We start from the raw sequence: 26,728 nt of genomic DNA, 5'->3' as shown, positions 1-26,728 counted from the left end.
TGGATATTGATATTTAACAAATAGGAATTCTCTTTACTTGTAAAAGATTCATTTTCATGTTACAATTATTTCAGAATTGTGTCATAAATTTTATTCATCAGATCTTGTCTCATTTTTGAGTTTCTCTGATCAAGAAGGATAATGAACCCCCATTTTTTTGCTCTGTTGTAACATATAATGGAAGACTGCCCCATAGAATCTCCTGATTTATAATAAATTGTATTTTTATCATCTGTTGAGATTCCTAAACCTAATCCCATTTCTCTTTTTTCATCTGTGTAAAAGATTTTTTCCCCTATTATAGATGCCTGCCCTACTCTTGTTTTATTATTTAATACAGCTTTTAGAAACCTGACCATATCAACCGCATTAGATTTCACTAATCCCGCAGGTGCTGTAATATTCCAATTGAAGAATTCCTGAATTCCTCCTTCCGGATTGTGGGCCGTTGTTCTGTTCTTCACATTAAAATCTTTAGTAAATGTAGTGGTCATTTTCAATGGCTGAATAAGTTGGTCTCTGATAATGACATCATAGCTTTTACCATATATTTTTTCCAGGATCTGCCCTAATAAAGTATAGCCAATGGTAGAATATCGGTATTTACCATAATCTTTCAGCTCACTGCAGTTATTGATAATTGAGGTCAAGGTATTTTGAGTAACACTACTTACTGGCTGTTGTGGATTCTGCTCAATCAATTTTGCAAAATCTATATCGGGTAAACCAGATTGATGGGATGCCAGATCTGAAACTCTGATTTTGTTTTTAAGATTCTGGTTCAATACATATTCCTTAGGAAGGTAACCGTCTATATAATCATCTAATTTTATTTTATGATCAATAACTGCCTGAGCAATTAAATTTGAAGTTAAAATTTTAGTGATTGATGCAATTTCAAATAGAGAATTTTTGTCAATTTTGGCCTGGCTTTCCGCATTCAGATTACCATATGCAGTATAATATTCTTCGTTATTACTGATGAAGCCAACACTGATCCCTACATTAGGATTTTTTTTATAATTATCCTGTATGATAGAATCAATCTTTGTGGAAAATTTTTGTCCAAAAGAAAAGCTGCTGATGAATAAAAGTACTGCTAAAAGTGAGAATGAAGTTTTCATTGTATCGTTTTTTTAAATGTTAAAAATTTATTTCGATACAAAGATGTGGAAGACGCTGAAGCTATGCGACCGAATAAAAGTAATCGATCCCATTTGCTCAGAAAAATAGGTTCGAATCTTTCAGAAAAAAAGTACGAGTAATTACAAACAACTGAATTACATATTCTTACGATAATAAGTTGGTGTATTCCCAGTATGTTTTTTAAAGGCAGTATTAAAGGAAGATTTTGAATTAAAACCAACTTCATATAGAATTTCAAGGATCGTCACCTTACTTTTGGTTTCATCTTTTAAGATATTCATCGCATTTTCTATACGATAGCTATTTACAAAATCATAAAAATGCTGCCCTAATTGATAATTGATTAAAAGAGACAGTTCACGGACAGGAATTTCAATCTCACTGGAAACTTCCTGAATGGTGAGAGAAGAATTAAGAAAAGGTTTTTTCTCGATCATATAACTTTTCAATCTCAAAATCTCCTCCTTATATTCACTGTCATTCGTTACAGATTCTTCATTACTTTTTTCTTCTGAAACCATCTCAGCTACCAGTTTCAATTTTGAATCTACGTTTCTGAAAAGCTCCGGGTTATTTAATGCTTTGAAAAGGTACCAGCAAATAATGAAAAGTGATAATAATAAAAGCCCGGCCTTTATCCATTCTGAAATATGGACATAATCTGAAAATTTAAGAATATTTTTTAAAAGAGCTATAGCATATACAATACACAAAACAATTGTAAACTGGAACAGCCATTTGTAAGAATTTATACTTTTCCCTGCATAATTTTCAAGATAAAGCGTCTTCGATTTTCTTAATACTCTGAAAACCGCAACGAAATAGATGATCATCTGAACATGGAGCAGAATATGATTAAACTTCAATTCTATCATACTTTGGCGGTTTTCAACAAAGTGAATTTTTGAAGCAGTATCTACACCATAAAAACGGGGCAGTAAAGTCAGATTAGCAATTAAAAACGGAAGCGCATGCAGCAGATGTTTGGGTTTAAGTTTGAAATCGGAATAACAGACAGATAGCACATAGAGATAAAAAACCGGGATTTGCAGGAAAACAAGCATATTTTTAAACACCCCAAGATTGGATGGCCCATCCGATATCATATTAAATAAAGGATCACTCATATCTATGGCGTTGATAATGAGAAAAACAGCAAATAAAACATTGCTTATCCTGTATTTGGTTTTTACGGTAACGAGGAAAATAGCAAGAAGCACTGAAATGAATATGGAAACCGAAGCTACAATAATTAATAAATTACTTTTATCCATTCCTGATTCTTCTTTGTTTTTTGGTTATTTTATTTTTAAGTTTTTATTGGGATTCGACAGTCTTTTACCATTCAAAATCCAACACGTGCAAATATAAAAATTAGATTGATACTGACTGGTTTTTTTTCTTAATTACGAAGAGGGAACTGGAAGCTGGGAGCTGGAAGAAGGAAGTTATGAAGGTTATAAATAATACATCCCAGCTTTTATTTCCCTAAAACGCAAAGATAAATTTCAATCTATTAATTGATAAGGAGTCTAAGGGAGCGACAATGTCGCAGATGAAGCAGCAAGGCTATGCGTTCGCTTAAAAAGAATCAACCCGTTGATTCCATTCTTTGCTCCCTTAAAAATAATACAATGTTACTCTTGAACCTTTGCGTTTTAAAGAATCCCGTTTTACAGTGACTATTCATTATTATAACCAAAACGACCCAGCTTCCCGCTTCCCATTCCCAACTTTCACAAATAATGAATCTGAAATTTTCAACTCAAATCTTTGAATTTATCCCTACATTTGAGCCGTTTTAAACTAAACTATTCAAATATCCGTGATCACTTATGAGCGTTAAATTATCTATTTTCCTATTTTCATTCATGCTGCCATTCTGGGCTTCTGCACAAACAACACAAAACCCGAATACAAAAACCACCAACCATCAGATTCATGAGGAACAATATGTTCCCATCAATGGCATTGAACAATGGGTAACCATTAATGGAAACCCTTCCAAACCTATTATTCTGTTTCTTCATGGTGGCCCGGGAAGTCCCATCACTCCTTATATTGATGTTTTATATAAAGATCTGGAAAAAGATTTTATTGTGGTTCAGTGGGATCAGCGTGGTTCCGGAAGAACGTACGGGCACAACAATCCTCCGGAAGAACTGACTCCGGAATATTTAAAAGCCCATCCCCTTACGCTGGAACAAATGACCAATGACGGCATTACGCTTTCCCAATATCTTTTGCAACACCTTGGAAAGAAAAAAATTATTCTTTCCGGTACCTCCTGGGGATCTGCTCTTGGGGTGAAGATAGCCACGAAAGCTCCTGAACTTTTTTATGCTTATGTAGGACATTCTCAAATTGTGAATCCTAATTTCAGTACTGAAAGATATTCTAAGCTTTATAAAATGGCAGAAGACAGAAAGGATGATGATGCTTTGAAAATATTGAATACCATAGGGCAGCCCCCTTATTCCAGTGCAAAAAACTCAGGAATGCTTTATAGAGTGATCAAAAAATATGAAAAGGCAAATTCTACTCCCGCTCCTGCAAATTGGTTTGTACTGGCTCCGGAATATGATAATGAAAAGGACAGCAAAAACAGAGAAGACGGAGATGATTATTCATTTGTGAATTTTGTTGGTGATCAGAAACTGGGTGTACAATCTATGGGAGCTACCATTGATATGATGAAGGATAACTTAAATTTCAAAATCCCCGTGTATCTTATTCAGGGAAAAGAGGATATTCTGACGCCTAAAGAAATGTCGAAAAAATATTTCGATGCTCTGAAAGCCCCTAAAAAAGAATATTTCCTACTTCCCAAAGCTGCACACGGATTTAATCATTCGGTGGTGGATACTCAATATAAAATTTTCAGGAGTATAAAGACGAATTAGAGAAAGGAGGCTGGGAGCTGGAAGAAGGAAATTATGAAGGTTATAAATAATACCTCCATAGCCTTTGTTTTTCTAAAACGCAAAGAAAAAAATCAATCTATTTATTGATAAGAAAGCTAAGGGAGTGACAATGTAGCAGATAAAACTGTAGGGCTATGCGTACACTTAAAAAGAATCAGTCCAACTTCATTAATTGTCTATTACCTCATGGTGGCTATGCTTTGCTGAGTTTTAAAATTCAAGTGTTCGGAATTAGATTTTTATATTTGCATTGCAGGAACCATCCCAGTAATTGTGTTCTCACTTTATTTTTATAAAGCAACATATGAAGCCGTACCTCAAAAATGGTAAATTTTATTTTTTGACCAAATCCTGCATTCCGTAAGCCTGAATTGCTTTTTGTTTCAAAGGGTTTGTACTCCACTCTTCCCACTCACCAGTATAAGGATTGTAACCACATTTTAAGGGTTTGGAAGTATCAAGTCCTTCTTTGTTTACACTTGTTTGTTCGGTGTAAGCTCTGCAATCAGTGCAGATGTAACGAAATTCACAATCTTTGCAGACTTCAATACTATCTTTGGTTAAGTTCCAATATTTTTTAAATTCAGGATGATTTAAAGCATTTTCTAATGTTACATCTTTGATGTTTCCATAACTTTGAGACATGGAGGGGCAATTTTTAATGTTGCCCTTTACATCTATTGATATTTTTTTATTAAGACAGGTATTATTTTGCTTGGCTTCAAGATAAAAGTTACGATTAAGATTTATATTTTTTAAATCAATCAATCCACAACTTAAAGGGATGTTAATTCTATTTTTAATGATACTTAGTTGAACATGTTCTAAAGTTTGAGAATCTTGTTCATCCGATGAGTGCAATATAAAGTGTAGGAATTTATTTGAAATACTGTAGTGATTCTCTTTGATAAATGTGACCAATTGTAAGTCATAATTTACAACAACTGATACTTCATTAATACTAGAATCATTAAGCAAATCTAATTTTCTAATTATTTTTATTATATCATTTAATTCCAATTCTGAAAATCTGATTTGTAGATATTTAATTCTCAAATCACAAATTTGCTGCACCAGCACATCATCTAAGACATCTGAATTGTTGACATCCAAAATTAAATAGTCAACACAAGAAGGTGTTTCTTTAAATTCTGATGCATTCTGAAAAGTTGATAATTCTTTCTTAGTATCCAGAATAACTCCTAACTTATTATCTATAATAAAACTAAGATACTCCTCTAGTACTTCTAAGCTCTCGTTATCTAATTGTTTCTTTAATACGGAATAGTTTTGATTTTCATTTGATAGTAAATCAAAAAAAACAATCGGAATAAGTTGTAAAAACCCAGTACTTGTATCTAAGATAACAGAATTCTTAATACCTCTGGTAATTTTAACCGAGTCAAATAACTTTAAAAACATACTTAATACAAAAGGGAATAATGTTTTTGTGAACGGAAAATCTTGGTTTTTCTACTTTTCTTATCTTTATTCTCAGAATATTTAACCTGAGACACGCTGTTACTTCTCTTCCATACCTGTAAGGAGTACTCAATTCCCTTTAGGTATAATTCTTTTTCTTGTTTCATAATAAATCTGCAATATGTTTTTCTATTTGATAGCCTCCGTAATGACTAACTTGGTGAAACTGCCCTAATGGATTCACTTCTAAAAAATAATAATCATCATTAGACTTTAGCAAATCAACCGTTCCACATTTCAAGTCCAGGTTCTTTGCTAATTTTAAAATTTTCCTTTTAAGTTCTGATGGAAGCTCAAGAGGAAGATATTTTTTGTCCTTCTCCCTTATGTTCCTAATATCAACATTGTCAGAAAAATCAAATGTAGCAATTGCCCAAATCTGCTTTTCAAAAAAGAATGCCCTTATTTCATAAAGACAATCAACCTTTCTTTGAATTAGTGAAGGTATAATACTTTCTTTTTTATGATGAATATTATTTAGGTCTATTTCATGTGTATAATTCAGGTACAGGTCATTTTCAACGATAATAGGTTTCATTTCAGAAATTGCCTTTGTAATATAAGCCTGAGACATATTAATGAGTCCCGAGTCATTTACTTCTGATAAAATGTAAGTATCAGGGATTTTTAACCCTAGAAATTTTGCCAAAAATAAAACTTCCAACTTATTAACCTCTTTGTTAAAGAGGTTTCCAAAGATACGAACCCCATTTACCTTGAAATAATAGTAAATAAACTCCGATATAGATTTGAGTTCCGAATTATAAAAATCAACTAAATTACTATCAATCTCACCTGCTACTGTATCATAATAAATTCCACCATTTCTATAGAATACTGATTTAAAGTCTTCTAATTTATACTCAATTTCTCCAATAAAAATTTTGAAAACATTGCTCTCAAAATCGAAAAAAATTTTGTTAATATGCTGGTTCTCACTTAGACGAACAAATTCTTTATTTTGATAAGACAACCAAGTACAAATCTCATCGGTCATAGTATCATTATCTACACTAATGATTAGTATCATCCAACTTAATTAAGTATTTTTTGAATAACTCAGCATCATTATTATTCTTAAACTGAAAACCTTCAATGTTAATACTCGTGAAAACATAATCTTTATTACTTAAAAAGAATATATTTTTTTTAACTTCCTCTTCAGTTGATGTCAGACCTATTAATTCTCTTTTTCTATTAATCTCTTTTATTTTAGTATTTACTTCTGATGCTCTCTTTTCTGGTAAGATTGCCTCGGATATATAACAACAATCTGTTTTCTCATTATTAACCTTAAATTGATAAATTTTAAAAAAAGAATAATCCTTTGTCCCATTATTCAAATCAAACAATTGTCCTGCAATGTCTGGTCTTATCTTTCCTTCATTTAAAGCCCTTAGTATCTCCTTTGAAAAATTAACTTTCTGACTACTATAATGATTATTAGCCAATTGATGCCAAATAATGTAATAAAATTTTTGATAGAACATATTATCTGCTGAAGTCAGTCCGATATTATATTCATTAGGAAATCCTTTCTTTTCAATCAATTTAAGCAAGTTGGTGGATGCAATACTGTCACTTTTTGTAAGTTCTTTTTTATATGCTTCATAGTTACCCCCCGACAATTTTCTGTAATACTGGTCTAGCTCATACAGTGAATCTAAAGTTTTTTTATATTGTAAGTCAGTTTTGTTTTCACAAGGCTTTATTTTATACTCCTCACTATTTTTAAAGTTTTCTGATAAAAAACTATCATCAAACACCTTTCCTAAACATTTTAACGAATGATAATCATAATAGGCATTTTCAAAATCTTTCACTCTTAAGGCTACATTCATACTGTTTTGTAAATCTTTTGCATGTGGGTATTTAAATTCTTTGAAAGCTTGTTTATAGAGGTTGTTTGCATCTGCTAAATCATTAGAGATAATTTTATTCTCAGCTTCATTTACCAACTCATAATACTTGATAAGATACTGGTTTTTCAACTCAAAATCTTGAGCACTTATTGTTAAGCTGATTATTGCAAACAGTAATATTAATGTACTTCTCATTGATATTTATTAATTGTAAAATGAGAAGCAATAATGCTTCTCATCTTTTCTTTTCTAAGGGTTACAAGATTTATCTATTGGATACGTTCCATTATATCCCATACCTCCGTTATGGAAATCTAAATCACTTGTATAACCAGTACACACACATGCACCACCAGGACCTGAAGGTAATTCAACTTCTCCACCTCCAGTAACTGTTGGTTCAACTCCAAGTCCAAAACTTGGTAAAGCAGGACCTCCTTGTCCCCCTAAAACTGTTGATAATTTTTCGTTTTGAAGTTGAAAACTTCCTAACTTTTCTAATGATTTTGTTTTCATCAAAATAAATTTTAAAATGTTAATAAAATGTTTTTTGCTACATTCACTTAAAATTAAATTTTAACAAGTGAATTTAATAACAAATAAACAAATTCGATATCATAAAAACAAATTATTATAACTTTTATTAATAATTCCAACATTTCAACACAACACAAGTATTAATAAAAAAACAATTACAATTGCTAACATTTCACTTTATAATAAATACAAGTGTAATTTTAGCAATATCTAAGCTTTTTTTGATTAAAATTCTCAACATTTAAAACAATGATTTTTTAAGATTTGAAACAAAGAGTGTTAAGACATTTTTGATTATGACTAAGATGATATTGATAAAACAGTGGTTTTATCCAGAATTTGAAAACCCATTTTAATACTTGAATTAGCTCTTATATGTAGTTTAACCACCCATATGAATAACAAACCCCTCCCTTTGTTTTAGTTTTAATATGCCCTCTCTTTTTGAAATCGGGCTTATCTCTATTTTTCCGAAAAAAAGATAAAATATTTTCAGTTTGGGGATTTTTCGAGAGATACAACAGTCTGTTTTGCTCCTGAAAATTTACTAAATGAGGTACTGAGATAAGAAATCATTATCTTAGTTATGTAAGAAATGTGGGAAAGAAAACTTTAATAAAAAAAAACTACTGATTATCAGTAGATTTATATTTAATACTTGCAGAGAGGAAGGGAGTCGAACCCTCGATACATCATAATAGATGAATACTTCGCAGATTTTAGAGCACATCAAAAAAAGATTTTTCCGGCTGACTCAAAGTAAGAAGACGCTGTATAGCAAAGATTTCTTTTAAAAAACGGTATCTTTCAAAAGAAAATGCTAAATATTCCGTTTAATTCTTAAATTTGGCTCATGCGAAAGAATTTTTATCTCATCACTATCTTATTTTCCCTTACCAGCTGCTATACCTATCAGGTAAAAAAGCCTGTGGATCCGGCAGCCAACAACAAGCAAGCCCCTAAAAACAATACAGCTCTTGCCAATACTGCTTCCCCGCAAATGAACAGTACAGGAGCGGCACCTCAAAACCTGAATGCAGTACAGGCACCTGCTCCGGTGAATGTGCAGGAGAAGCTTGCCCCTGGTAAGAATGTTAAAATTGAAGTCAATGGTAAGAGTTATAAAGTAATCGTTGACCGATGGGAAAGCGACAGCCTGGTAGCCCATCCTGTTCGTAATGCTAAAACAAGTCTGAAGTTCCATAAGAACCAGATCAATAGCGAAAAAATTGCAGAAAAACGTTTTTCACAGCCCATTGCAGATATTCTTACCGTGACCGCTTATACCGCCATTGGTGTTGGAATCTATCTTCTTGTGCGCTAGTTTTACACAAAATCAGAAGGTTTCGCGCAGCAGAATTCTCATTAACCAGATGACAGCCATCCTGTTAATTAAAAGACTTCCTGAATTCTAAAGGAGAAAGTTTGGTTTTTGTTTTAAATAAATTACTGAAGGATTGGGAATGCTCAAATCCCAGTGCATACGCAACCTCACTTACAGATAAACTTGTGGTGGAAAGCATTTCTTTAGCCTCACTGATCAGTTTATCATGAATATGCTGCTGGGTACTCTGCCCTGTTAAAGAACGCAGCATATCACTTAAATAGCTTGGTGAAAGATGAAGATTCTCTGCAAAATAACTCACGGTTGGTATTCCTTTATTAAGAGACATTTCATCTTTAAAATAAGCATCCAGCAAATCTTCAAATTTCTGTAAAAGGGTGCTGCTGGTCGCTTTACGGGTAATAAACTGGCGCTTATAAAAACGGTTGGCGTAATTAAGAAGCAGTTCTATCTGAGAGATCATCACATCATGACTGAAATCGTCAATACGGCTGTTGAGTTCGGATTCAATGAAATTAAAAATAGAAAGTACTGTATTTTTCTCTTCTTCAGAAAGGTGCAGTGTTTCCTTTGTGGAATAGGAGAAAAAACCATACTGTTTGATTTTCCTGGCGATGGGATATCCCAAAAAGAAATCAGGATGTATGAGCAAAGAATATTGTGAACAGACTGTATCACTGTTTCCGTTCCCTCCTATTACCTGACCTGGTGCTGCAAACAATAATCCACCTTCGTTGAAATCGTAATAGCCCTGCCCGTATTCTATTCTACCGTCTAATTTGGGTTTATAGGATATTTTATAGAAACTCAAAACATGCCTTTGAGACAATTTATCCGTCAGCACCAGATTGTGTGCCCCATTCATTAAGCTAATGAGAGGATGTTTGGGTTTCGGCAGTCCAAAAAACTGACTCGCTTCAAATAGGGATTCAAATTTTAATGGAGTTTGATCTGTCTTTTTCATAAATAGTATTTTAAAGGTACGAAAAACCGGTTATACATTGATAACCGGTTTTTATGGTTGTTACTACCCTTGCGCAGCACTGGAAACCTCATCCCACGCTTCCCAAAGACTGATTCTTTCAGCATATACAGATTTCACCTGTGGAAGATTATGACTTCCCAAATGAAAACGTAACGGCGGGTTTTCAGCATCTACAACTTTAAAAAGCGCTTGTGGCGTTGCATTAGGATTTCCTCTTTCATAAGATTGAATAGTCTTTACAAACTCTGCCTTAAAGTCGTTGTACACCTCTAAATTTTGAGAAAACTTAAGGGAGTCCTGGCTTCCAAATTCTGTGGCATAAGCACCCAGCTCTATAATGGTTACTTTAATCCCGAATTGTTTTATTTCTTCTGCAAGACTTTCATGGATGGCTTCAAAAGCCCATTTCGAAGAGCTGTAATAGCCAATGACAGGCAATGTAAAATGACCCAGGTTACTTGAGGTACCCAAAATATGTCCATGCCCCTGTTCTCTTAATATCGGCAGTGCCGCCTGAATAACACTTACAGGTCCCAGAATATTGGTTTCGTATAAAGCGCGTATTTCATCTGCACTGGCCTCTTCTATGGTTCCTACCAATGAATATCCTGCGTTATTCAGTACAATATCCAGTTTTCCAAAATGCTGATGCGCTTTATTTACCGCTTCTTTCACCTGATTTGGATTGGTAACATCAAGTTCCAGAGTCAGCACATTATCGCCATATTTTTCTTTAAAGTCTGCAATACTTTCCAGTTTTCTTGCTGTGGCAACCACTTTATCACCACGTTCCAATGCTGCTTCGGTCCAGATGCGTCCGAAACCTCTTGATGCTCCGGTAATGAACCAGATTCTATTTTGCTGTATCATAATTTTAAATGTTTTTTTGATAAAGCAAAGTTATACAGCCTGTTTCCTGAAATTGTAGGCAAATTGAGGACGTTTGTAGGCGAATTGAGGATCTTTATTTTGAGCACACCCCACATCTAAAAAATGTAATATTTTTCACATTTAATTAAATTGCTAGTAAAATTTACATTTTAACATTTCACATAAGTTCATTCAGTATTTTTTTGTTATGATAATACGACTTGGTTTTACGATCATATAAATTCTCCATTTTGTTTCTTTAGGAAGTTCAAAGAAGCCAAATTTTATCTTATTTAAAAAAGTTAGCACACCATTGTTTGACTTATTATGTTAAATTAGGTTTTTAACTTAAATAAAACACTGAAATACAAATAATTATACAATATAAATGAAATTACTAAAATCACTTAAAATTATTAACAAAATTCAATAAAAGCTATAAAAATCATCTAATTTTACCGAAGAGAATAAAACAAAAAATCAAAGGTATTTTAGTTTAAAATTTTCTATACATAAAATCCTTATATAATAAAAACACATAAAAAAAGTATCCATTATAAAACCATACAACATGAAAAAAATTTATTATTTTAATTCTTTTGGGTAAAATATTTTTCAACCCATTGTTCCCGGACTCAAGAAAGCATAACTGATATTGATACAGTTATAAGCATCACCTCATCACAACCAACCAGAACCTTAATTCCCTCATTATATATGATTCAGAAAAATTCTGAATCAGGAAAAGTACTGACAAAAAAGTCCTGTTTCTTATCCCATAAAACACACACAATGAAATCCCCACAACAACAACTGAAGTTCCTTTTCCCTTTCTACAAGGGAGCTTCATTGTTGTTGTTTTTAATTTTCCTGGTCCCTGATGCTGAAGCGCAGGTTTTATACATAAAGGATACTCAGATTACAATTGGCAAAAACACTACTGTTTATGTTGCCAATTCCGGAGAAGTGCATGAGGAAGATCTGAAGAATTTTGAGATCAAAACTCCGGAAAAGAAACGCGGACTGAAATCCAGAAAGCAAAGAAAATTCCCTTTCAATGCTGATCCTGTAAAAAATAGTGCAAAACGCCCGGCAGAAAAAACGAAAACCTATCCCATAGTAAAATCTCAGGAATGGGCAGCACCCCATCCAGATGATTTCTTTTCAGCATATCAAAAAGGAGAAGCCATTTCAGTTTCTGTAACTGTTCACTATTACCCGAATTTTTCAATTGAGAATAAAAAACTAAAACTTATCCATGGTTATTTTAACCGTGCCAATAATAAAATTGTCGGCAATAGCTTTATTCTTTTTAAAGACTATTACTGGTTTCAGTGCAAAAACCGCCCTCCACCAACTTCATTTATTTAAAAGAAAAACTATACTAATATCAAAATTTTAAACAAATAAAGGTGAAAAAACACAACATTTTAGTGGGTATATTCTTTGTTATGAATATATTCATGTTCACAAAAGCTCAGGGTCCCGGAGGAATCAGTCCCCAGCTGTGGTATAAAGCAGATGCAGGAATTACCCCTTCTGCCGGAACAGTAACCACATGGAGCAACAGTGCTCCCGGAGGTTATAATCTTGTCCAGCAGGGAGCAGCTACTACGGTACCTGCTTATAACACAAGCCAGATCAATTTCAATCCGTCAGTAAGATTTGATGGTACAGACGATCGGCTGGCAGCTGCCAGTGTTCCGCTAACCGTTACAACTACCGCGGCAGCTCCTTACCAGACATCACAGTATATTATATACAGAAAATTAGGTGCTTCCCTGCTTCCTCTTTACAGCCATTCTGATGGTGCAGGAGGAACATGGAACGTGGGAGGAAATTCAAATGGAGACATGCTGATCACTAACCGAAGTGTGAATTCTACGGCTCCGGCTGCTAATGAAATACGTTTGCAGTCTCTCAACGGAACTTCCAGTGCAGCCAATGTTTATCTGAACGGACAGTTAAAATCTTCTGCGTTTGTAAATGGTAATATTGTTGCTACCGCTCTTCCTTCCACACAAAATTTTTGGGTAGGAGGCCAGGGACTTAATAATTTTTCCAATGCTGACATTGCGGAAATTGTAGTTTACAATACGACCAAAACAGCAGAACGCCCTCAGATTGAAAGCTATCTGGCTATAAAATACGGAATTACAAAATCCGGTGATTATGTTGCTTCCAACGGAACAACGGTCTATTGGAGTGCTGCAACCAATGCCGGTTACAACAATAATATCACAGGGATTTCAAGAGATGATGGTTCTTTGCTGAATCAGAAACAATCCATGAGCATCAATCCTGGGCAACAGGTTTTAATCGGTTTAACGGCTATGGCCAACACGAATGCCGGCAATACCGGTGCGTTCTCAGCAGACCAGCAGGCTCTTGTTGTTGGAGATAATGGTCTGGCAAAAACACTGGGAGTTCCTACTACAAGCATTCCGGGAGTGAATAATATCTTTAATGCGGTATGGAAAGTTCAAAACACCGGTTCTGTAGGAACAGTAAGAATTATGTGGCCTAAAGGCGTGAATAATTTAAAACTGATTCAGAACAGCTCAGATCCTACTTTTGCGTCTGGTAATACCGTGACGGATATGTCTGCCAACACACAGACTATTAACGGAATTGTATATAACTATGCCGATGTTTCCCTTGCCAACGGACAGTTTTTTACTTTTGGTGCTTTTGTTCAGGCTCCGGGAGGAGTTACCGCCGGATTGAAATACTGGTATGATGCAGGTATTACAGCTACTCTTACGGACTGGACAGACAGATCCAGCGGATTTACGATCAACCAAAGTGCTGAAGCTGGAACTATTTTATTATCAGGCGGAGATGCGAACAGTAATTATAATCCGTTTTATACCTTTAATGCATCAGATCCTATACATTTTACAGGAGTCGTAGATCAGACGGTTTTAGGCAGGCTACATACCACTTTTGCGGTAGGAGCCAAATCCGGAAATACAAATGTTTTCTATAATCATATTTTCAGGTTTGCAAATATCCCAACAAGTGGAGCAGCACATAGCTTCGGTTTGGGTATTGACAATACCTTTAGCCCCATAGGAGACTATCCAACACTTCATTATGTGGATGGTGCTGTTGCTAATGTACAGAATACTACAGTTTCCCCGGTTTTAAACAAAATGGTTTTACTGGGAGCACAGGTAAGTTCTGTGGTAAGCGGTAATAACAAACAGATAGGGTATAATGGAAATTTCACCACATTTTCTGATGCAGTAAGTAATGGCAGTCTCTATCCTAATCTCCAGATTGGCGGAGGGGTCTATGGCTTTGCAGGAAGAACACCGGAAGTTGCCTATTATAATACCAGCTTATCCACACAGAACAGAGATAAGGTAGATTCTTATTTTGCCATAAAATATGGTATTACACTATTACAGCCACAAAATTATATTAATTCTGACGCATCCGTTGTCTGGAACTCTTCTACGAATACCGCATTTAATAACAGTATCTTCGGTATCGCAAGAGATATTTCCGGTACGCTGGATCAAAAAATCTCCAACAGTATCAATGACAACAGTATTCTTACCGTATCCACGATAAATGATTTCACATCTCCGAACTCTACGGTAACCAGAACTTCTCTTGCCGATAAAGGCTTCATGATGTTTGGGGATAATAATATCAATACAGGAACTACAGCTGTGAGCTGCCCGGCTTTGGAGAATGGTCTTGAAAGAATCAACAAAACATGGCTGGTACAGGAAACAGGTACTGTAGATGCCGTTTATTTACAGGTTGATTTATCTTCTTATAATATCAACAGTGAAATCGCTCTGTTTTTTGCTGATGACAGCGGATTGACCACCAACACAGGTTTTATCCCTGCTATAAGTGTAAGCGGAGGAAAAGCAGTATTTTATTACAACCTTAAAAACGGGCAGTACTTCACAGTAGTTGGCCGTGTAGGTCCGGCTGCCTGCCAGACTTGTAACGGAGGAAAGCAAACCCTTCAGAATGCACAGGCCTGGTTTAACGGCGGAACAACAGGCATGAACAGTAATACATTAAGCAACGTCCCGTTAACGGGTGCTGCACCTACGAGTGGAGCATTATCTGCGGATATCAGTGTTACTTATCCTTCAGGAGTTGAATGGGTTCCTACTGTTTTCCCTAGAATGTTTGGTACATGGACTCAGCTTTCAAGATATGATGCTCTGGACGGTGCTGCAGGTAAAGTATCTTATACCGTAAACTTAAAAGATGTAAGCGGAAGTAAAGCCGCTAAAGCCAGCTTCCAGGTTGCGGGTATCACCAGACTTGCCGGACAGGCTGCTATTGTGAAAATAATAGGTTACTGCGGAACAAGCCAGGTAAATCCAAAACTGAACTATGCTTACAATTCCACACCTGAGCTGAATGCTTTACTGAGAAGATACACTATTGATAATTCAACAGGTACAGTAACCGGGACTGAACCGTTTCTGGATTTTCTGGATTTTGCAACAGTAAATGTAGAGTTTGAAAAACCGGTTGAAAAAATTGTAATAGAATGGACGATCAACAGAGAACAGGTATTCAGTAAGGTAGACTTCCTTTATATTGGTGACATGTCATTTGTATGTGTAAACCCTATTGAGCCTAATGCTGACAACGTAAATGTGATTGCTTCTTATATTGAAAGCCAGCTGCCAACCTGTGAGGAAGCAACGCTGAAACTGAATATTAAAAATAACAACTGTTTATCCAAAACTATTAATATCAGTAATGTTTTACCGGCAGGATTGCAGTATGTTGCAGACAGCTATGTAGGGCTCGGAGCAGAAACGCCTGCCTATTCAGGACAGAATTTTGCATTGAACAATCTTACCGTACCTGCAGGAAACTCTTATCTTTATATCAAAGTAAAACCTTCAGGAGCGGGAACATATGCTACATTCTTCAATTATACGGTAAACGGAGGAATCAATACTCCTAATCCTTACAGAAGTGATGATGACAGTGGTAGCGCAGGCTTCCAGGATACCAGCATTACTTTTACAACAAGCACAGCATTAGCTAAACCAACGGTAACAAAATCTGTCAGCAGATGTTTCGGAACGTCTTCAACTGAGCTGGAATACACAGTGAATATCACGAATAATGATACAAACCCTATTACCAATGTTGAGTTTATGGATAACCTTGATGCTGCCCAGACTTATGTAGCCGGATCTTTGGTTCAGACTAACTTTACAGCTAACGGAACAGCTACTTTCACCGGAGGTCTGCTTTATATTTCGGGAATAAGTATCGCTCCGGGACAAACTGCAGTAGTTAAGTTCAAGGTGGATACCAACAATTCTGCTACAATGGCATATACTGACACTAACGGAAGTAAATTCCTTAACAATCAGGCTACTGTTTCGGTAGACCCTCAGTCTCAGTGTGGAGCGGCGAATTCTGTACCGTCTAATCTGTTGAAAATCCTTGCATGTACTTCCTGTACGAAAGACCCTAATACCTCCCCTGCCGATACGATTACCAAAATTGGTATTACGATCCAGACCAAGCAGAACGGATGGCCTGAAAATATTCCTAACGGAGCGGTAGCTCTGGAGTCTAAGACAAAAGGATTCGTAATCACGCGTACTCAAAGCTCAATGATCACGAATCCTGTGGAGGGTATGTTGATCTATGATACCGTAGATAAATGTATGAAGCTTTATAACGGAACCGTCTGGAACTGTGTGATAAGAAGCTGTAATGAATAATAATTTTTAAAGAATCAACAATGAAAAAAATAATCATACTAACCATTATTTTTGCCGGTCTCTCTTCTCTGAAATCACAGGTCGGTATGGGTAAGCCTTCTGTAGACGGAGATGCCATTCTGGATTTTCCGCTATCCAACACAGGTATTATCCTTCCTATTGTAGAAGCACTTCCTACAGGAGCTGCTGCAAGCAACGGAACATTTTTAGTAGATAAAACCGATCTTACCATAAAAATGCGTTCTAATGATTTGTGGGTACCATTATCAGATGCCGGCAGCCTTACAGGTACAATGCCCAACACTTCAGCCGAACAGGGAGGCGGTGTTATTATAGGCGCTGCGAGTTCTCCTGCTCAGGGAATATTGGTGCTTGAAGCTAGTAATAAAGCATTGGTTCTACCGAAGGTGAATGATCCGGTAGCCAGTATGAAAAGTCCCGTAGCGGGAACCATATGTTATGATACAGTAAGCAAAACAATGGCTGTATTCGACGGACTTAAGTGGAGTTTCTGGAAATAGAAGCTTATGAGATTATAGTTGTGGAGCCCGGCACCAAAGGTGCCGGGCTTTTTATTTCAATAAGATTGTTATCAAATAACTTTCTAACTATTTTCAAAAAACACTTATCCAAAAATTTGATTATCAACACATTAATACATGTAAATCAAATTTAAAATTATATTGAAGCCTTATTTTTCTGATTGCTTTCATCCGCTAATTTCGCTAAAGGAAAATGTTCCCCTTTTAAGCATTGAAAATCTGAAGATCATTATCAAATAAGAGATCAGATAACGGATGCTGAGGAAAAAATTAACCCTACATCTTTTTCTTCTTTAAAGCAGAATGGATTGAGCCAAATTTTTGGCTTTTAAATATTAGAAACACATTGATGAAATCCTTACAACAGTTGAAGTCTATTTTGCCTTTTTATAAGGGGGCTTCAATACTGTTGTTTATTTTCTCTTCAATTTCAAAAATTAATGCACAGGTGTTTTATTATCAAGGAGATACTGAAGTCACCATCCTTGAAAATACCACATTATATGTTACTGATTCAGGAGCAGTCAATGAAAAAAGATTAAAAAACTTTAAGGGAGATGCAATCATTTCGGATAAAACAGAAAAGCATGCATTCAATAGAAAATCGAGATCCCTTGTTAAAAGGATAAAAAGCACTGAAACTCCCAACATCTCTAAAGAAAGAGTAAAAATAGAGCCTCAACCTGTTCAACAGATAATATCTCTTCCCGATAATTTCTTTTTGACTTATCAGAAAGGACAGGCTATTTCTGCTTTGGCGACGCCTCATGATCATCCAGTATTTTCAACTGATTATAAAGAACTTAAACTTTCTTATACCTATTTAAATAATGATAAAAATAAGGTAATCAGAAAGAACTTTATCTTTTGTAAAGGTTCATATCTATTTCAGTATAAAACACGTCCTCCACCTTTTGAACAGATTTAAGATAAACACGTATTAATATTTAATTTCAAAAACTTAAGGTGAAAAAAAATAATATCTTAATGGGTATATTTCTAACGGCTAATATATTCATTTTCACAAACGCCCAAAGCCCAGGTGGAATTGCACCTCAGCTATGGTATAAAGCCGATGCAGGGGTAAATTCTTCATCAGGAATTGTAAATCAATGGAATAACAGTGCTTCTCCGGGAACTTATGATCTTATCCAACAGGCACCAGCAACCAGTACTTTGCCTGCTTATAATACAAGTCAGATTAACTTTAACCCATCAGTAAGATTTGATGGTGTAGACGACCGTTTGGCAGCACCAAGTGTTCCACAAAATGTAACAGTTAGTTCACCATCTCCCTATCAATCATCACAATATGTGGTCTACAGAAAAGTAGGAAGTACTGCAAACTCTTTATACAACCATTCTAATGGTTTTGGAGGAACATGGAATGTGGGAGGAAACTCCAATGGAGGGATGCTTATTACAAACCGTAGTGTAGGTTCTACAACACCTGCAATCAATGAAATTAGGTTACAGTCAACAGACGGAACTGCAAGTTCAATGAATGTCTATGTTAATGGCCAATTTAAGTCTTCTACCTTTACAAATAGTAATACTATTTCTACTGCAGGTACACAGCCTGTTTGGGTAGGAGGCCAGGGACTTAATAATTTTGTGAATGTCGATATCGCTGAAATCGTGATTTACAATACCACAAAAAACCTGGAACGTCCTCAGATAGAAAGCTACCTTTCATTGAAATACGGAATTACAAAATTCGGGGATTATATTGGTTCAGACGGAACAACCGTATACTGGAATGCAACCACTAATACCGGTTACAACAACAATATTACGGGTATTGCAAGAGACGACAACTCTGTGCTGAATCAAAAGCAATCGATGAGCATCAATGCAGGACAGCAGATTCTAATTGGCCTAACAGCTATGAACAATACAAATGCCGCCAATACCGGTATATTCTCAGGAGACCGACAGGCACTTGTTATTGGTGATAATGGTCTGGCAAAAATGCCGGCTACTTCTGCTGCAAACATTCCGGGAATTAATTATCTTTTTGGTTCTGTCTGGAAAGTTCAGAACACAGGGGCTGTAGGAACGGTGAGAGTAATGTGGCCGCAGGGGCTGAATAATTTAAAGTTGATTCAGAACAGTTCAGATCCTACTTTTGCGGCTGGTAATACGGTGACTGATATGTCTGCTAACACACAGACGATTAACGGAATTGTATACAATTATGCTGATGTTTCGTTTGCCAATGGGCAGTTTTTTACTTTAGGAGCTTTCGTTCAGGCTCCGGGAGGGGTTTTAAATAATCTGCGCGTCTGGATAAAAGCAGATGATAATCCCAATGGAAATACTACTGATAACGTAGCGATAAGCACGTGGCCCAACAGATCGCCGATTGGTGGAAATTTCATTGGAGGGGCTCCTTCTCCTAATACCATTGCATTACAGACTACCGGTCCGTTGTATCGAAATTCTTCAGCAATGAATATCAATTTCAACCCTGTAGCGCAATCTACTTCCACTTCCGGACTTGGTATGCAGAATGCATTTGCCACTGCCGGGGATGATTATACCATGATTGCACTGAATAAAAACCCAACGCTTCCTCTAGGATTTAGAAATATGTTTAGCTTCCATGATAATGCCAGCCTAAATACAACAAGTACCTCTGGCGGCTGGTTTGGAACTTACAGCAATTCACCTATTGCGTGGCCAAGTGCTACCGGAACTGCTTCGTATACAGTAAATATCCCTGCCGTAACTACATTTTCAGCTACGGGAACAGGAACAATTGCTTATCAGGTAAACAGTATATCAAAAGGTAGTGGCGCCACGCTTACAAAAAACGGAACCAATTTATTGATAGGTGTAGATGCTGATGGAGGACCCGATGATGGTGTAGACATTATAATGCCTGAAAACATTATGTATAATTCCGTACTGAATGCTACAGATTATAACAAAGTTGTATCCTATATGGCTATTAAATACGGTGTAACATTGGGAACATTTGCAGCTCCCATGAACTATACCAGCACTAATGGTACAACGGTATGGTCTGCAGCGGTAAGTTCATATCAAACCAATGTGATAGGGATAGCAAGAGATGACGCAGAAGCATTGCATCAGAGAATTGCAAAATCACAGGATGCAGCCGCAGATATCATTACCATCAGTACCAATAATGATTTTACAGGAGCTAATACTGTTACGGCTCACCCCAATATTACAAATGATCAGTTTTATTTTGTAACCGGGAATAATGGTGCTGCAACAACGTATAATGTTCAAAACTTAATGCTGCGCAGATGGAAAGTACAGTCTACGGGTACGGCACAGAATCTATATATTAAGACCTCTGACAGCCAGGCAACGTATCTTGTATATGCTGATGATGCAGCAATGACTACTAATGTTGTCAATGTACATCTTACAGCTGGTTCTACTCCTGCTATTCAGATCCCAAATGGGAAATTTTTCACGTTTGGAAAATTTACATACTGTACCCATACCCCTAATAACTCCCCTGCTGATATGATTACCAAAATAGGTATTACGACTCAGTCTAAGCAAAACGGATGGCCTGAAGGTATTCCTAACGGTGCTGTTGCCCTGGAGTCTAAAACCAAAGGTTTTGTTATTACCCGTACACAAAGTTCAGCTATTGTAAATCCTGTAGAAGGCATGCTTATTTATGATACGGTAAGTAAATGTATGAAGCTTTATAACGGAACCAGCTGGAACTGTGTAGTAAGAAGCTGTAATCAATAATAATTTTAATACATCAAAAATGAAAAAAGTAATCATATTAACCCTTATTTTCACCGGCTTTTCTTCTTTTAAAGCACAGGTGGGTATGGGTAAGGCCTCTGTAGACGGAGATGCTATTTTAGATTTTCCCGTTTCTAAAACCGGAATTATTCTTCCTATAGTGGAAGTACTTCCTACGGGTGCAGCAGCTACCAACGGTACGTTTCTTCTGGATAAAACTGATCTTACGATGAAAATGCGCCAGAATGATGTGTGGGTGCCTTTATCTGATGCGGGAAACCTTACGGGAACAATGCCCAATACTTCCGCAGAAACCGGAGGTGGAGTGATTATTGGCGCCGGAAGCTCATCTGCACAGGGAGTATTGGTATTAGAATCCACCAGCAAAGCGTTGGTTTTACCTAAGGTGAATGATCCTGTAACAAATATGAAAAGTCCGGTAGCAGGAACCATATGTTATGATACCGTAAGCAAAACAATGGCTGTATTTGACGGCATTAATTGGAGTTTCTGGAAATAGTAAATTTTGATAGATTAATGATGAAGTCCGGCACCTTTGGTGCCGGACTTTTTTATGACAATTTACTATTGAATTTATTTCTATTCTTCCAGATTTAAATTAGTCAGATATTCTGATGGAGTAACCCCTTCAATCTGTTTAAATACCCTGTTAAATGTGGACTGATTGGAAAATCCTGATTCTGTATAAATGTACATAAGGGTCACTTTGCTGATATCATTTTCCTGAAGCAGCTTCTTCACGTTCTCTATTCTGCAGCTATTAAGATAATGGCTGAAGTTTGAAAACCCATTTAATTTAATCGCTTTAGATATATACAAATTATTGGATTTCAAAATATTAGACAACTGAGAAATGGTAAATCCAACATCTTTATAATATCCTTTATCTTCCACAATATCCCGTATTTCACTAAACAGAAGATTATATTTTTCTGTATTTTCAAAATTGACATACACTTCCTTATCTTTTTCAATAGCAGCTTCTTCAGGCACAGCAGACTTCTCCTGTTCTGAAACTCCCATTCTAGCCAAAATATTCCCTTCTATTTCAACTTTCCTGATCTTTTCATTATAATAAAGCAAAAGGCCAAATACCGCTATATTGGAAACTCCTACAAAAGTATCAGAGGCAACCATTACTTTCACATCATTGAGGATGAAATAATCAAAGGCAAAGAACCTGGTAAGAATACTTACAGCCACTATGATCAGTAAAATGTACAATGTATAAATATAGATATACTTTTTCCCCAGAAAAATGTGAGCTCCAAGGGGTACAGGGAGAAGCCACATAGCAGTAGCAGCAGAAAATTTCCAGAAATCCAACATGATAAATCCTGCAAATAAGGGTGCATACGAAATATAGAGATGTACCAAAATCTTTATATTATAACTTTTCCGGATTACCATAAAGGTATAAAACATGGTAACGGAATAGATAAGCGTACATCCTGCAAAAAAGACATCTTTAATGATAAAGTAGAAAACAATAGAATAAGCCAGCAATATGCCGGACATGAGATAAACATATTGCGAAATAAGTTTTCTCTTAAGACCATCTACAGATTGCTCTGTGAATTCTTTATCATCTGTCATTCTAATGTATTTCAAAAAATAACTCATGCAAAATATTAAATATCAAATCTTTATAAAAATTAAATGAATTTAAAAATTCAATTGAAGCATTCACTTTTTGATTGTTTTTATCTCTTAATTTTGCTAAAGTAAGTTACAAATTTAATAATATATGATTACATTCAAAATGATGAATAATATAAATCAATTTTCAAATTATCATATATAAATCATTATACAAAGATAAATGCTGGTAAATTAATTCAAATATTACACAAAAGCAACAATTACATCAAACAATAATATATTAGTAAAAAATACAAAAAAAACACCAATTTTAGATAATTTAACAAACGATCAAGTTGGTTTATGTCTATCATTTTCTACACACACAAAGGATAAAAAAATTAAAATTTATGATAAAAAAACATTATTTCGAGACTCGCAATTACTTTGTTACACCCCTACCTCAAATTCCCGCTTAGATGAAGTTCAAGAACATACACATTGGCTCGATGATCAATAAGCGTGTGAAAGAGTGTGAAACTCCTATGCCGAGAATCTGTAAATTTTTCAACTGTACTGAAGAGGATATTTCGGAAATGTATACTTCCAAAAGTCTGGATACAGAAATTCTCCTGAAATGGAGCAAAATTTTGGAATATGATTTCTTCCGATTCTATTCTCAAAACCTGATCTTCTATTCTCCCGCGTCACCTGATGTAAAAAACAAGAAAAATAGGCCCAACTCTGAGATGCCTTATTTCCGTAAGAATATTTACACCAAAGAAGTCATCAATTTTATGCTGGAAATGATTGAATCCGGAAAAAAAACCAAAAGCCAGGTTATAAGCGAATATAATATTCCTAAAACTACTTTATACAAATGGATAGAAAAAAACAAAAAATAGAACAACCTTACTATAAAAAAATCTATACAGATATTCTCCAAATCAAGTTTCCAGAAAAGATTGATGAATGCCAATCTATACTTTCCAAGGAAAAATTGGGTGTCCTGGATATTATTAAGCTCAATCAGAAAATTTTCGGTATTGAAGAAATTTCATCAGAGAATCAGCGGCTGCGTTCTTATGATGATGAGACCATTATACAGATATTGGAATATCAGAAAAAATATAAACTTAATAATACCCAGCTGTCTAATCACTATAAACTCAGTAGAAACACAATCACAAAATGGAAAAGCTGCTTTAAAATTTAGCTTCAGCTTACTAATTTCCATGCAAACTATATCATACATTTAACACAACATTAATGAATAAAATTATTTTGACAGTACTGCTCACCGGTGCTTTTATTCCTGTGTGCGCACAAAACGCAGGAAATGTAGGAATCAATACCACTAATCCAGAGAAAGAACTTACGGTAAATGGAACGATGAAGACATCCGGTATGACCCTGAAGGATCCTCTGGAAAAACTTGGAGCAGATGAAAATTATTCTTTTTTAATCAAATCTCCGGCTCCCCAAAACAAAATCACATCTTATAACGAGTCTTTTGTGCCCGCCACTCCGGCTCCTATTAACCTTATCCAATATAAGATCACTTGTAATAGTGCAGACAAAGATTGGGTAGATGAATACGATACTAAAATTAATTCAAATAAATTTCTAGTTGTTATTGCCTCATATGGTTTTACGCAGCCTGTGTTTACTTATACCTCAACAGTAATTACTCCCGTACCCGAAGTTTTTGCCTACAATACCAATGGTACCTGGAAACTCAAAGCTGATTATGTAGGGTTTTCAACAGATGATTCTTTACCTGATGGGGTCTGGACACTCAATTTACTGGTTTTTGACAGAGCTTATGCCAAGGAATTTACCTCTGCACAATCCGTTAATACCTCCGGAACAGGCGCTGCTTCTGCTCCTTTAATCCAATAATGAAAAGAAAATATGAAAAAAATAACCGCACTTTTATTGACAGCATTTACTTATTTTGGAGCCAATGCACAGGTGGGAATAAACACAAAAAATCCGCAGGGAATGCTGGATGTTCAAGGAGGAACACTTGTTGAATCTTATGTCATTGATACCGCTAATTCAGATGCAGCTGGTAACTACTATCTGCTTACGCGTTCAAAAGATACAACACCAGTAGGAAAGGTCAAGCTTCTTGATATTTCCCTTCGAAATGTAGCTCCTGTTAATACGTATACTATTACCCTCAAAAATGTGAGCCAGACAGATGTTGTTAGTCTTAACACAGGACTGGAAACAGAAAAATACATTGTTGCCATTACGGGAGCCGTTTTCACAGATGCTACAGCTGGGGTAAATGCAACAACAAGCATCCCATCATATGGAGCATATTCTACAGAAATAACCCATGTGGCAAGTGGAGGGAAAATTTATAATGCTGTTAACCTGAGTTTTAAGGGGGCGGGCACAACATCTGCGCAGAACGGAACCTGGACCCTTACACTTTGTGTCTATGAAAAAGCACTCATTAAAGACTGGGGAACTTACACAGGAAGCGTGAACAGTTCGTTTACAGGAACTTCAACAAATACACCAACAGGACTTCAATAAACTAATATGAAAAGAGTAATTTACAGCACAATTATATTTCTTTTGGGAATATTTATTAATGCTCAAAATACAAAAATAGGAATCAATACCGAAACACCATCCGAAACACTGGATGTAAACGGTTCAAGCTTTACCAATTCTTTATACTTAAGAAATCCTGGTGAGCCAGATAAAACAGGAGGCCGTTTTCTTGCTACTTCTAAAAATACCCTGGATGTGTATAATCCAGCACTTGAAACCAGCGGGTTATTTAATTATATCAAACTCACCATTTCAGGAGTTCCTTCCACAGGAATCGCAGATTATGACACTAAAATAGATGCTACTAAATTTCTGGTAGTAGTGCATAATTATTCATTCCAACTTAGTAATGGCTCTACAAAAGTTGCTCTTGACTATGGCAGTAACGGCGTTAATGATAATAAACAAGGGTCTCCCAATGTAAATACCTTTAAAAGTAACGGCACCTGGCACATCAGAGCAAATTTTACGAATAGCAGATTAGAACGGTACACCAGCCCGAACGGTACTTACAATAGTTTTAAAGTTGATCTTTATTTAATGGCCTATAAATATCTTATCACAAAACAGAATATTAATGATGATACAAAGGATCTGGGTGGTACAAACGGATCCGCACAAGCATTGAACAAACCTTCAGGCTTTTAATTGTTTAAAAAAAAGTTTCCGCTCATCAATTCCTGCTCTCCGAAGTCTCCCGACTTCGGAGATTTTTATCCTTGCTATCCTTGTCAAGGTTTAAAACCTTGACAAGGGTAAATCTTCACCAAGTAACGCTTTACAGGCAAAAACAATTTTCAATTTATTCTTACAGTTTTTTTTCCTAAAATCACTTCAAAACCCAGCAAATTCAACACTTTTTAAGTATTTTTACATAATAATATAAATAACTTATGAAAAGATTCATATTGGCGGGAATAGTTACTTTAGGAGGGTTTCTTACTGCAAACGCACAGTGTAAACCTGTAACAGCACTCACAGAAAATTTTGATACATGGAAAGACATTAACAAATGCTGGACTGCTCAAGGAGGAAAAGCGATGCTTTATGCAAGTGACAAGAAAATCATTTTCTATTCCATGAACAATCCTGGAGAGAATATGTATCTGGTAACTCCGGAAATAAAAGCGGGTACCTATACGTTGAGCCTTGATATTTCAGATAACGGTGGAGAAACTTCACTGGAGATTTTCTCGGTAGGCAGTGCTTCTGATGCAAAATCTTACACTTCCATTGCTAAAGCTTCTAAAATTTCGGGAGAAAAGAAAACTTATACCATTTCTATCAAAAAAGATACGCACTTGGCACTGAAAGTTTTACTGAACGGTGTACATCAAGCTGTTTATGTAGATAATTTCTCTTTAACACCTAAAAAATAAATCGTTTAAGATA

23 protein-coding genes are annotated in these 26,728 nt (G+C 35.6%); 14 read left to right on the top strand and 9 right to left on the bottom strand.

The window, feature by feature from the left end; genetic code table 11:
- Positions 1–65 precede the first annotated feature (65 nt).
- Positions 66–1,124: a serine hydrolase domain-containing protein gene (locus ACM6F9_RS06905; RefSeq protein WP_414845012.1), complete on the bottom strand. Its 1,059-nt coding sequence runs from the start codon at positions 1,122–1,124 to the stop codon at positions 66–68.
- A 156-nt stretch (positions 1,125–1,280) separates the two neighbouring features.
- Positions 1,281–2,420 (bottom strand): helix-turn-helix domain-containing protein, encoded by a 1,140-nt coding sequence (locus ACM6F9_RS06900; RefSeq protein ID WP_414845011.1) that lies wholly within the window; start codon positions 2,418–2,420, stop codon positions 1,281–1,283.
- Positions 2,421–2,981: 561 nt separating this feature from the next.
- Between ACM6F9_RS06900 and ACM6F9_RS06895 the strand changes: the two genes are divergently transcribed.
- Entirely contained in the window at positions 2,982–4,049 is a 1,068-nt protein-coding gene (locus ACM6F9_RS06895) for an alpha/beta hydrolase family protein (protein WP_414845010.1), read from the top strand.
- Positions 4,050–4,403: 354 nt separating this feature from the next.
- Here ACM6F9_RS06895 and gwsS read toward each other — a convergent pair whose 3' ends face one another.
- The 4 genes from gwsS to ACM6F9_RS06875 form a co-directional block, all read right to left on the bottom strand.
- Positions 4,404–5,492 carry a grasp-with-spasm system SPASM domain peptide maturase gene (gwsS, locus tag ACM6F9_RS06890; protein ID WP_414845009.1) on the bottom strand — a complete coding sequence of 363 codons (1,089 nt, stop codon included), beginning with the start codon at positions 5,490–5,492 and terminating at the stop codon, positions 4,404–4,406.
- 163 nt (positions 5,493–5,655) lie between these two features.
- Positions 5,656–6,582 (bottom strand): hypothetical protein, encoded by a 927-nt coding sequence (locus ACM6F9_RS06885; RefSeq protein ID WP_414845008.1) that lies wholly within the window; start codon positions 6,580–6,582, stop codon positions 5,656–5,658.
- A complete protein-coding gene (locus ACM6F9_RS06880; RefSeq protein WP_414845007.1) occupies positions 6,566–7,609 on the bottom strand; it encodes a hypothetical protein in 1,044 nt (347 codons plus the stop codon). Before ACM6F9_RS06880 ends, ACM6F9_RS06885 begins: the two co-directional genes overlap by 17 nt.
- Before the next feature lie 54 nt (positions 7,610–7,663).
- Entirely contained in the window at positions 7,664–7,930 is a 267-nt protein-coding gene (locus ACM6F9_RS06875) for a hypothetical protein (protein WP_414845006.1), read from the bottom strand.
- A gap of 874 nt (positions 7,931–8,804) precedes the next feature.
- Between ACM6F9_RS06875 and ACM6F9_RS06870 the strand changes: the two genes are divergently transcribed.
- Positions 8,805–9,275: a hypothetical protein gene (locus tag ACM6F9_RS06870; RefSeq protein ID WP_414845005.1), complete on the top strand. Its 471-nt coding sequence runs from the start codon at positions 8,805–8,807 to the stop codon at positions 9,273–9,275.
- A 64-nt stretch (positions 9,276–9,339) separates the two neighbouring features.
- Here the strand turns inward: ACM6F9_RS06870 and ACM6F9_RS06865 are convergent, their stop codons facing one another.
- Both ACM6F9_RS06865 and ACM6F9_RS06860 read right to left on the bottom strand, forming a co-directional pair.
- Complete coding sequence (locus tag ACM6F9_RS06865) at positions 9,340–10,260, bottom strand: helix-turn-helix domain-containing protein (RefSeq protein WP_414845004.1); 921 nt, start codon at positions 10,258–10,260, stop codon at positions 9,340–9,342.
- A 63-nt stretch (positions 10,261–10,323) separates the two neighbouring features.
- A complete protein-coding gene (locus tag ACM6F9_RS06860; protein WP_414845003.1) occupies positions 10,324–11,151 on the bottom strand; it encodes an SDR family NAD(P)-dependent oxidoreductase in 828 nt (275 codons plus the stop codon).
- Between the two features lie 792 nt (positions 11,152–11,943).
- Here ACM6F9_RS06860 and ACM6F9_RS06855 point away from each other — a divergent pair.
- From ACM6F9_RS06855 to ACM6F9_RS06830, 6 genes are all read left to right on the top strand, one after another.
- Positions 11,944–12,522 carry a hypothetical protein gene (locus tag ACM6F9_RS06855; protein ID WP_414845002.1) on the top strand — a complete coding sequence of 193 codons (579 nt, stop codon included), beginning with the start codon at positions 11,944–11,946 and terminating at the stop codon, positions 12,520–12,522.
- Between the two features lie 80 nt (positions 12,523–12,602).
- The gene (locus ACM6F9_RS06850) at positions 12,603–16,880 is read left to right on the top strand and encodes a hypothetical protein (RefSeq protein ID WP_414845001.1); all 4,278 of its coding nucleotides are present in this window, start codon (positions 12,603–12,605) and stop codon (positions 16,878–16,880) included.
- A 20-nt stretch (positions 16,881–16,900) separates the two neighbouring features.
- Positions 16,901–17,401: a hypothetical protein gene (locus ACM6F9_RS06845; protein ID WP_414845000.1), complete on the top strand. Its 501-nt coding sequence runs from the start codon at positions 16,901–16,903 to the stop codon at positions 17,399–17,401.
- A 370-nt stretch (positions 17,402–17,771) separates the two neighbouring features.
- Positions 17,772–18,350, top strand: coding sequence for a hypothetical protein (locus tag ACM6F9_RS06840; protein WP_414844999.1), 579 nt, complete (start codon positions 17,772–17,774; stop codon positions 18,348–18,350).
- Between the two features lie 59 nt (positions 18,351–18,409).
- Positions 18,410–21,163, top strand: coding sequence for a hypothetical protein (locus ACM6F9_RS06835; RefSeq protein WP_414844998.1), 2,754 nt, complete (start codon positions 18,410–18,412; stop codon positions 21,161–21,163).
- Between the two features lie 19 nt (positions 21,164–21,182).
- On the top strand, positions 21,183–21,683 hold the full coding sequence (locus ACM6F9_RS06830) for a hypothetical protein (protein WP_414844997.1): 501 nt from the start codon (positions 21,183–21,185) through the stop codon (positions 21,681–21,683).
- A gap of 80 nt (positions 21,684–21,763) precedes the next feature.
- On the opposite strand, the gene ACM6F9_RS06825 is transcribed toward ACM6F9_RS06830, so the two are convergent.
- Positions 21,764–22,780 carry a helix-turn-helix domain-containing protein gene (locus ACM6F9_RS06825; protein WP_414844996.1) on the bottom strand — a complete coding sequence of 339 codons (1,017 nt, stop codon included), beginning with the start codon at positions 22,778–22,780 and terminating at the stop codon, positions 21,764–21,766.
- A 464-nt stretch (positions 22,781–23,244) separates the two neighbouring features.
- Between ACM6F9_RS06825 and ACM6F9_RS06820 the strand changes: the two genes are divergently transcribed.
- From ACM6F9_RS06820 to ACM6F9_RS06795, 6 genes are all read left to right on the top strand, one after another.
- Positions 23,245–23,670: a helix-turn-helix domain-containing protein gene (locus tag ACM6F9_RS06820; RefSeq protein ID WP_414844995.1), complete on the top strand. Its 426-nt coding sequence runs from the start codon at positions 23,245–23,247 to the stop codon at positions 23,668–23,670.
- Positions 23,646–23,981, top strand: a complete 336-nt coding sequence (locus ACM6F9_RS06815; protein WP_414844994.1) for a helix-turn-helix domain-containing protein — start codon at positions 23,646–23,648, stop codon at positions 23,979–23,981. Before ACM6F9_RS06820 ends, ACM6F9_RS06815 begins: the two co-directional genes overlap by 25 nt.
- A 53-nt stretch (positions 23,982–24,034) precedes the next feature.
- Positions 24,035–24,667 (top strand): hypothetical protein, encoded by a 633-nt coding sequence (locus ACM6F9_RS06810; protein ID WP_414844993.1) that lies wholly within the window; start codon positions 24,035–24,037, stop codon positions 24,665–24,667.
- Between the two features lie 12 nt (positions 24,668–24,679).
- Positions 24,680–25,315, top strand: coding sequence for a hypothetical protein (locus tag ACM6F9_RS06805; RefSeq protein ID WP_414844992.1), 636 nt, complete (start codon positions 24,680–24,682; stop codon positions 25,313–25,315).
- A gap of 6 nt (positions 25,316–25,321) precedes the next feature.
- On the top strand, positions 25,322–25,984 hold the full coding sequence (locus ACM6F9_RS06800; RefSeq protein ID WP_414844991.1) for a hypothetical protein: 663 nt from the start codon (positions 25,322–25,324) through the stop codon (positions 25,982–25,984).
- Between the two features lie 245 nt (positions 25,985–26,229).
- On the top strand, positions 26,230–26,715 hold the full coding sequence (locus ACM6F9_RS06795) for a hypothetical protein (protein ID WP_414844990.1): 486 nt from the start codon (positions 26,230–26,232) through the stop codon (positions 26,713–26,715).
- Positions 26,716–26,728 lie beyond the last annotated feature (13 nt).

It is taken from the genome of Chryseobacterium sp. IT-36CA2, assembly GCF_949767875.1.
Lineage (GTDB): Bacteria > Bacteroidota > Bacteroidia > Flavobacteriales > Weeksellaceae > Chryseobacterium.
The sequence above is the reverse complement of the archived record's forward strand: the minus strand, read 5'-3'. Positions and strand labels throughout refer to the sequence as shown.

Excerpts from the sequence above, each read along its gene's own strand:
- ACM6F9_RS06795 (WP_414844990.1), top strand. The coding sequence starts at position 26,230 with ATGAAAAGATTCATATTGGCGGGAATAGTTACTTTAGGAGGGTTTCTT.
- ACM6F9_RS06835 (WP_414844998.1), top strand. The coding sequence starts at position 18,410 with ATGGGTATATTTCTAACGGCTAATATATTCATTTTCACAAACGCCCAA.
- ACM6F9_RS06855 (WP_414845002.1), top strand. The coding sequence starts at position 11,944 with ATGAAATCCCCACAACAACAACTGAAGTTCCTTTTCCCTTTCTACAAG.
- ACM6F9_RS06860 (WP_414845003.1), bottom strand. The coding sequence starts at position 11,151 with ATGATACAGCAAAATAGAATCTGGTTCATTACCGGAGCATCAAGAGGT.
- ACM6F9_RS06810 (WP_414844993.1), top strand. The coding sequence starts at position 24,035 with ATGAATAAAATTATTTTGACAGTACTGCTCACCGGTGCTTTTATTCCT.
- ACM6F9_RS06900 (WP_414845011.1), bottom strand. The coding sequence starts at position 2,420 with ATGGATAAAAGTAATTTATTAATTATTGTAGCTTCGGTTTCCATATTC.
- ACM6F9_RS06850 (WP_414845001.1), top strand. The coding sequence starts at position 12,603 with ATGAATATATTCATGTTCACAAAAGCTCAGGGTCCCGGAGGAATCAGT.
- ACM6F9_RS06865 (WP_414845004.1), bottom strand. The coding sequence starts at position 10,260 with ATGAAAAAGACAGATCAAACTCCATTAAAATTTGAATCCCTATTTGAA.
- ACM6F9_RS06840 (WP_414844999.1), top strand. The coding sequence starts at position 17,772 with ATGAAATCCTTACAACAGTTGAAGTCTATTTTGCCTTTTTATAAGGGG.
- ACM6F9_RS06830 (WP_414844997.1), top strand. The coding sequence starts at position 21,183 with ATGAAAAAAGTAATCATATTAACCCTTATTTTCACCGGCTTTTCTTCT.
- ACM6F9_RS06880 (WP_414845007.1), bottom strand. The coding sequence starts at position 7,609 with ATGAGAAGTACATTAATATTACTGTTTGCAATAATCAGCTTAACAATA.
- ACM6F9_RS06815 (WP_414844994.1), top strand. The coding sequence starts at position 23,646 with ATGGATAGAAAAAAACAAAAAATAGAACAACCTTACTATAAAAAAATC.
- ACM6F9_RS06885 (WP_414845008.1), bottom strand. The coding sequence starts at position 6,582 with ATGATACTAATCATTAGTGTAGATAATGATACTATGACCGATGAGATT.
- ACM6F9_RS06800 (WP_414844991.1), top strand. The coding sequence starts at position 25,322 with ATGAAAAGAGTAATTTACAGCACAATTATATTTCTTTTGGGAATATTT.
- ACM6F9_RS06905 (WP_414845012.1), bottom strand. The coding sequence starts at position 1,124 with ATGAAAACTTCATTCTCACTTTTAGCAGTACTTTTATTCATCAGCAGC.
- ACM6F9_RS06875 (WP_414845006.1), bottom strand. The coding sequence starts at position 7,930 with ATGAAAACAAAATCATTAGAAAAGTTAGGAAGTTTTCAACTTCAAAAC.
- gwsS (WP_414845009.1), bottom strand. The coding sequence starts at position 5,492 with ATGTTTTTAAAGTTATTTGACTCGGTTAAAATTACCAGAGGTATTAAG.
- ACM6F9_RS06870 (WP_414845005.1), top strand. The coding sequence starts at position 8,805 with ATGCGAAAGAATTTTTATCTCATCACTATCTTATTTTCCCTTACCAGC.
- ACM6F9_RS06825 (WP_414844996.1), bottom strand. The coding sequence starts at position 22,780 with ATGACAGATGATAAAGAATTCACAGAGCAATCTGTAGATGGTCTTAAG.
- ACM6F9_RS06895 (WP_414845010.1), top strand. The coding sequence starts at position 2,982 with ATGAGCGTTAAATTATCTATTTTCCTATTTTCATTCATGCTGCCATTC.
- ACM6F9_RS06845 (WP_414845000.1), top strand. The coding sequence starts at position 16,901 with ATGAAAAAAATAATCATACTAACCATTATTTTTGCCGGTCTCTCTTCT.
- ACM6F9_RS06820 (WP_414844995.1), top strand. The coding sequence starts at position 23,245 with ATGAAGTTCAAGAACATACACATTGGCTCGATGATCAATAAGCGTGTG.
- ACM6F9_RS06805 (WP_414844992.1), top strand. The coding sequence starts at position 24,680 with ATGAAAAAAATAACCGCACTTTTATTGACAGCATTTACTTATTTTGGA.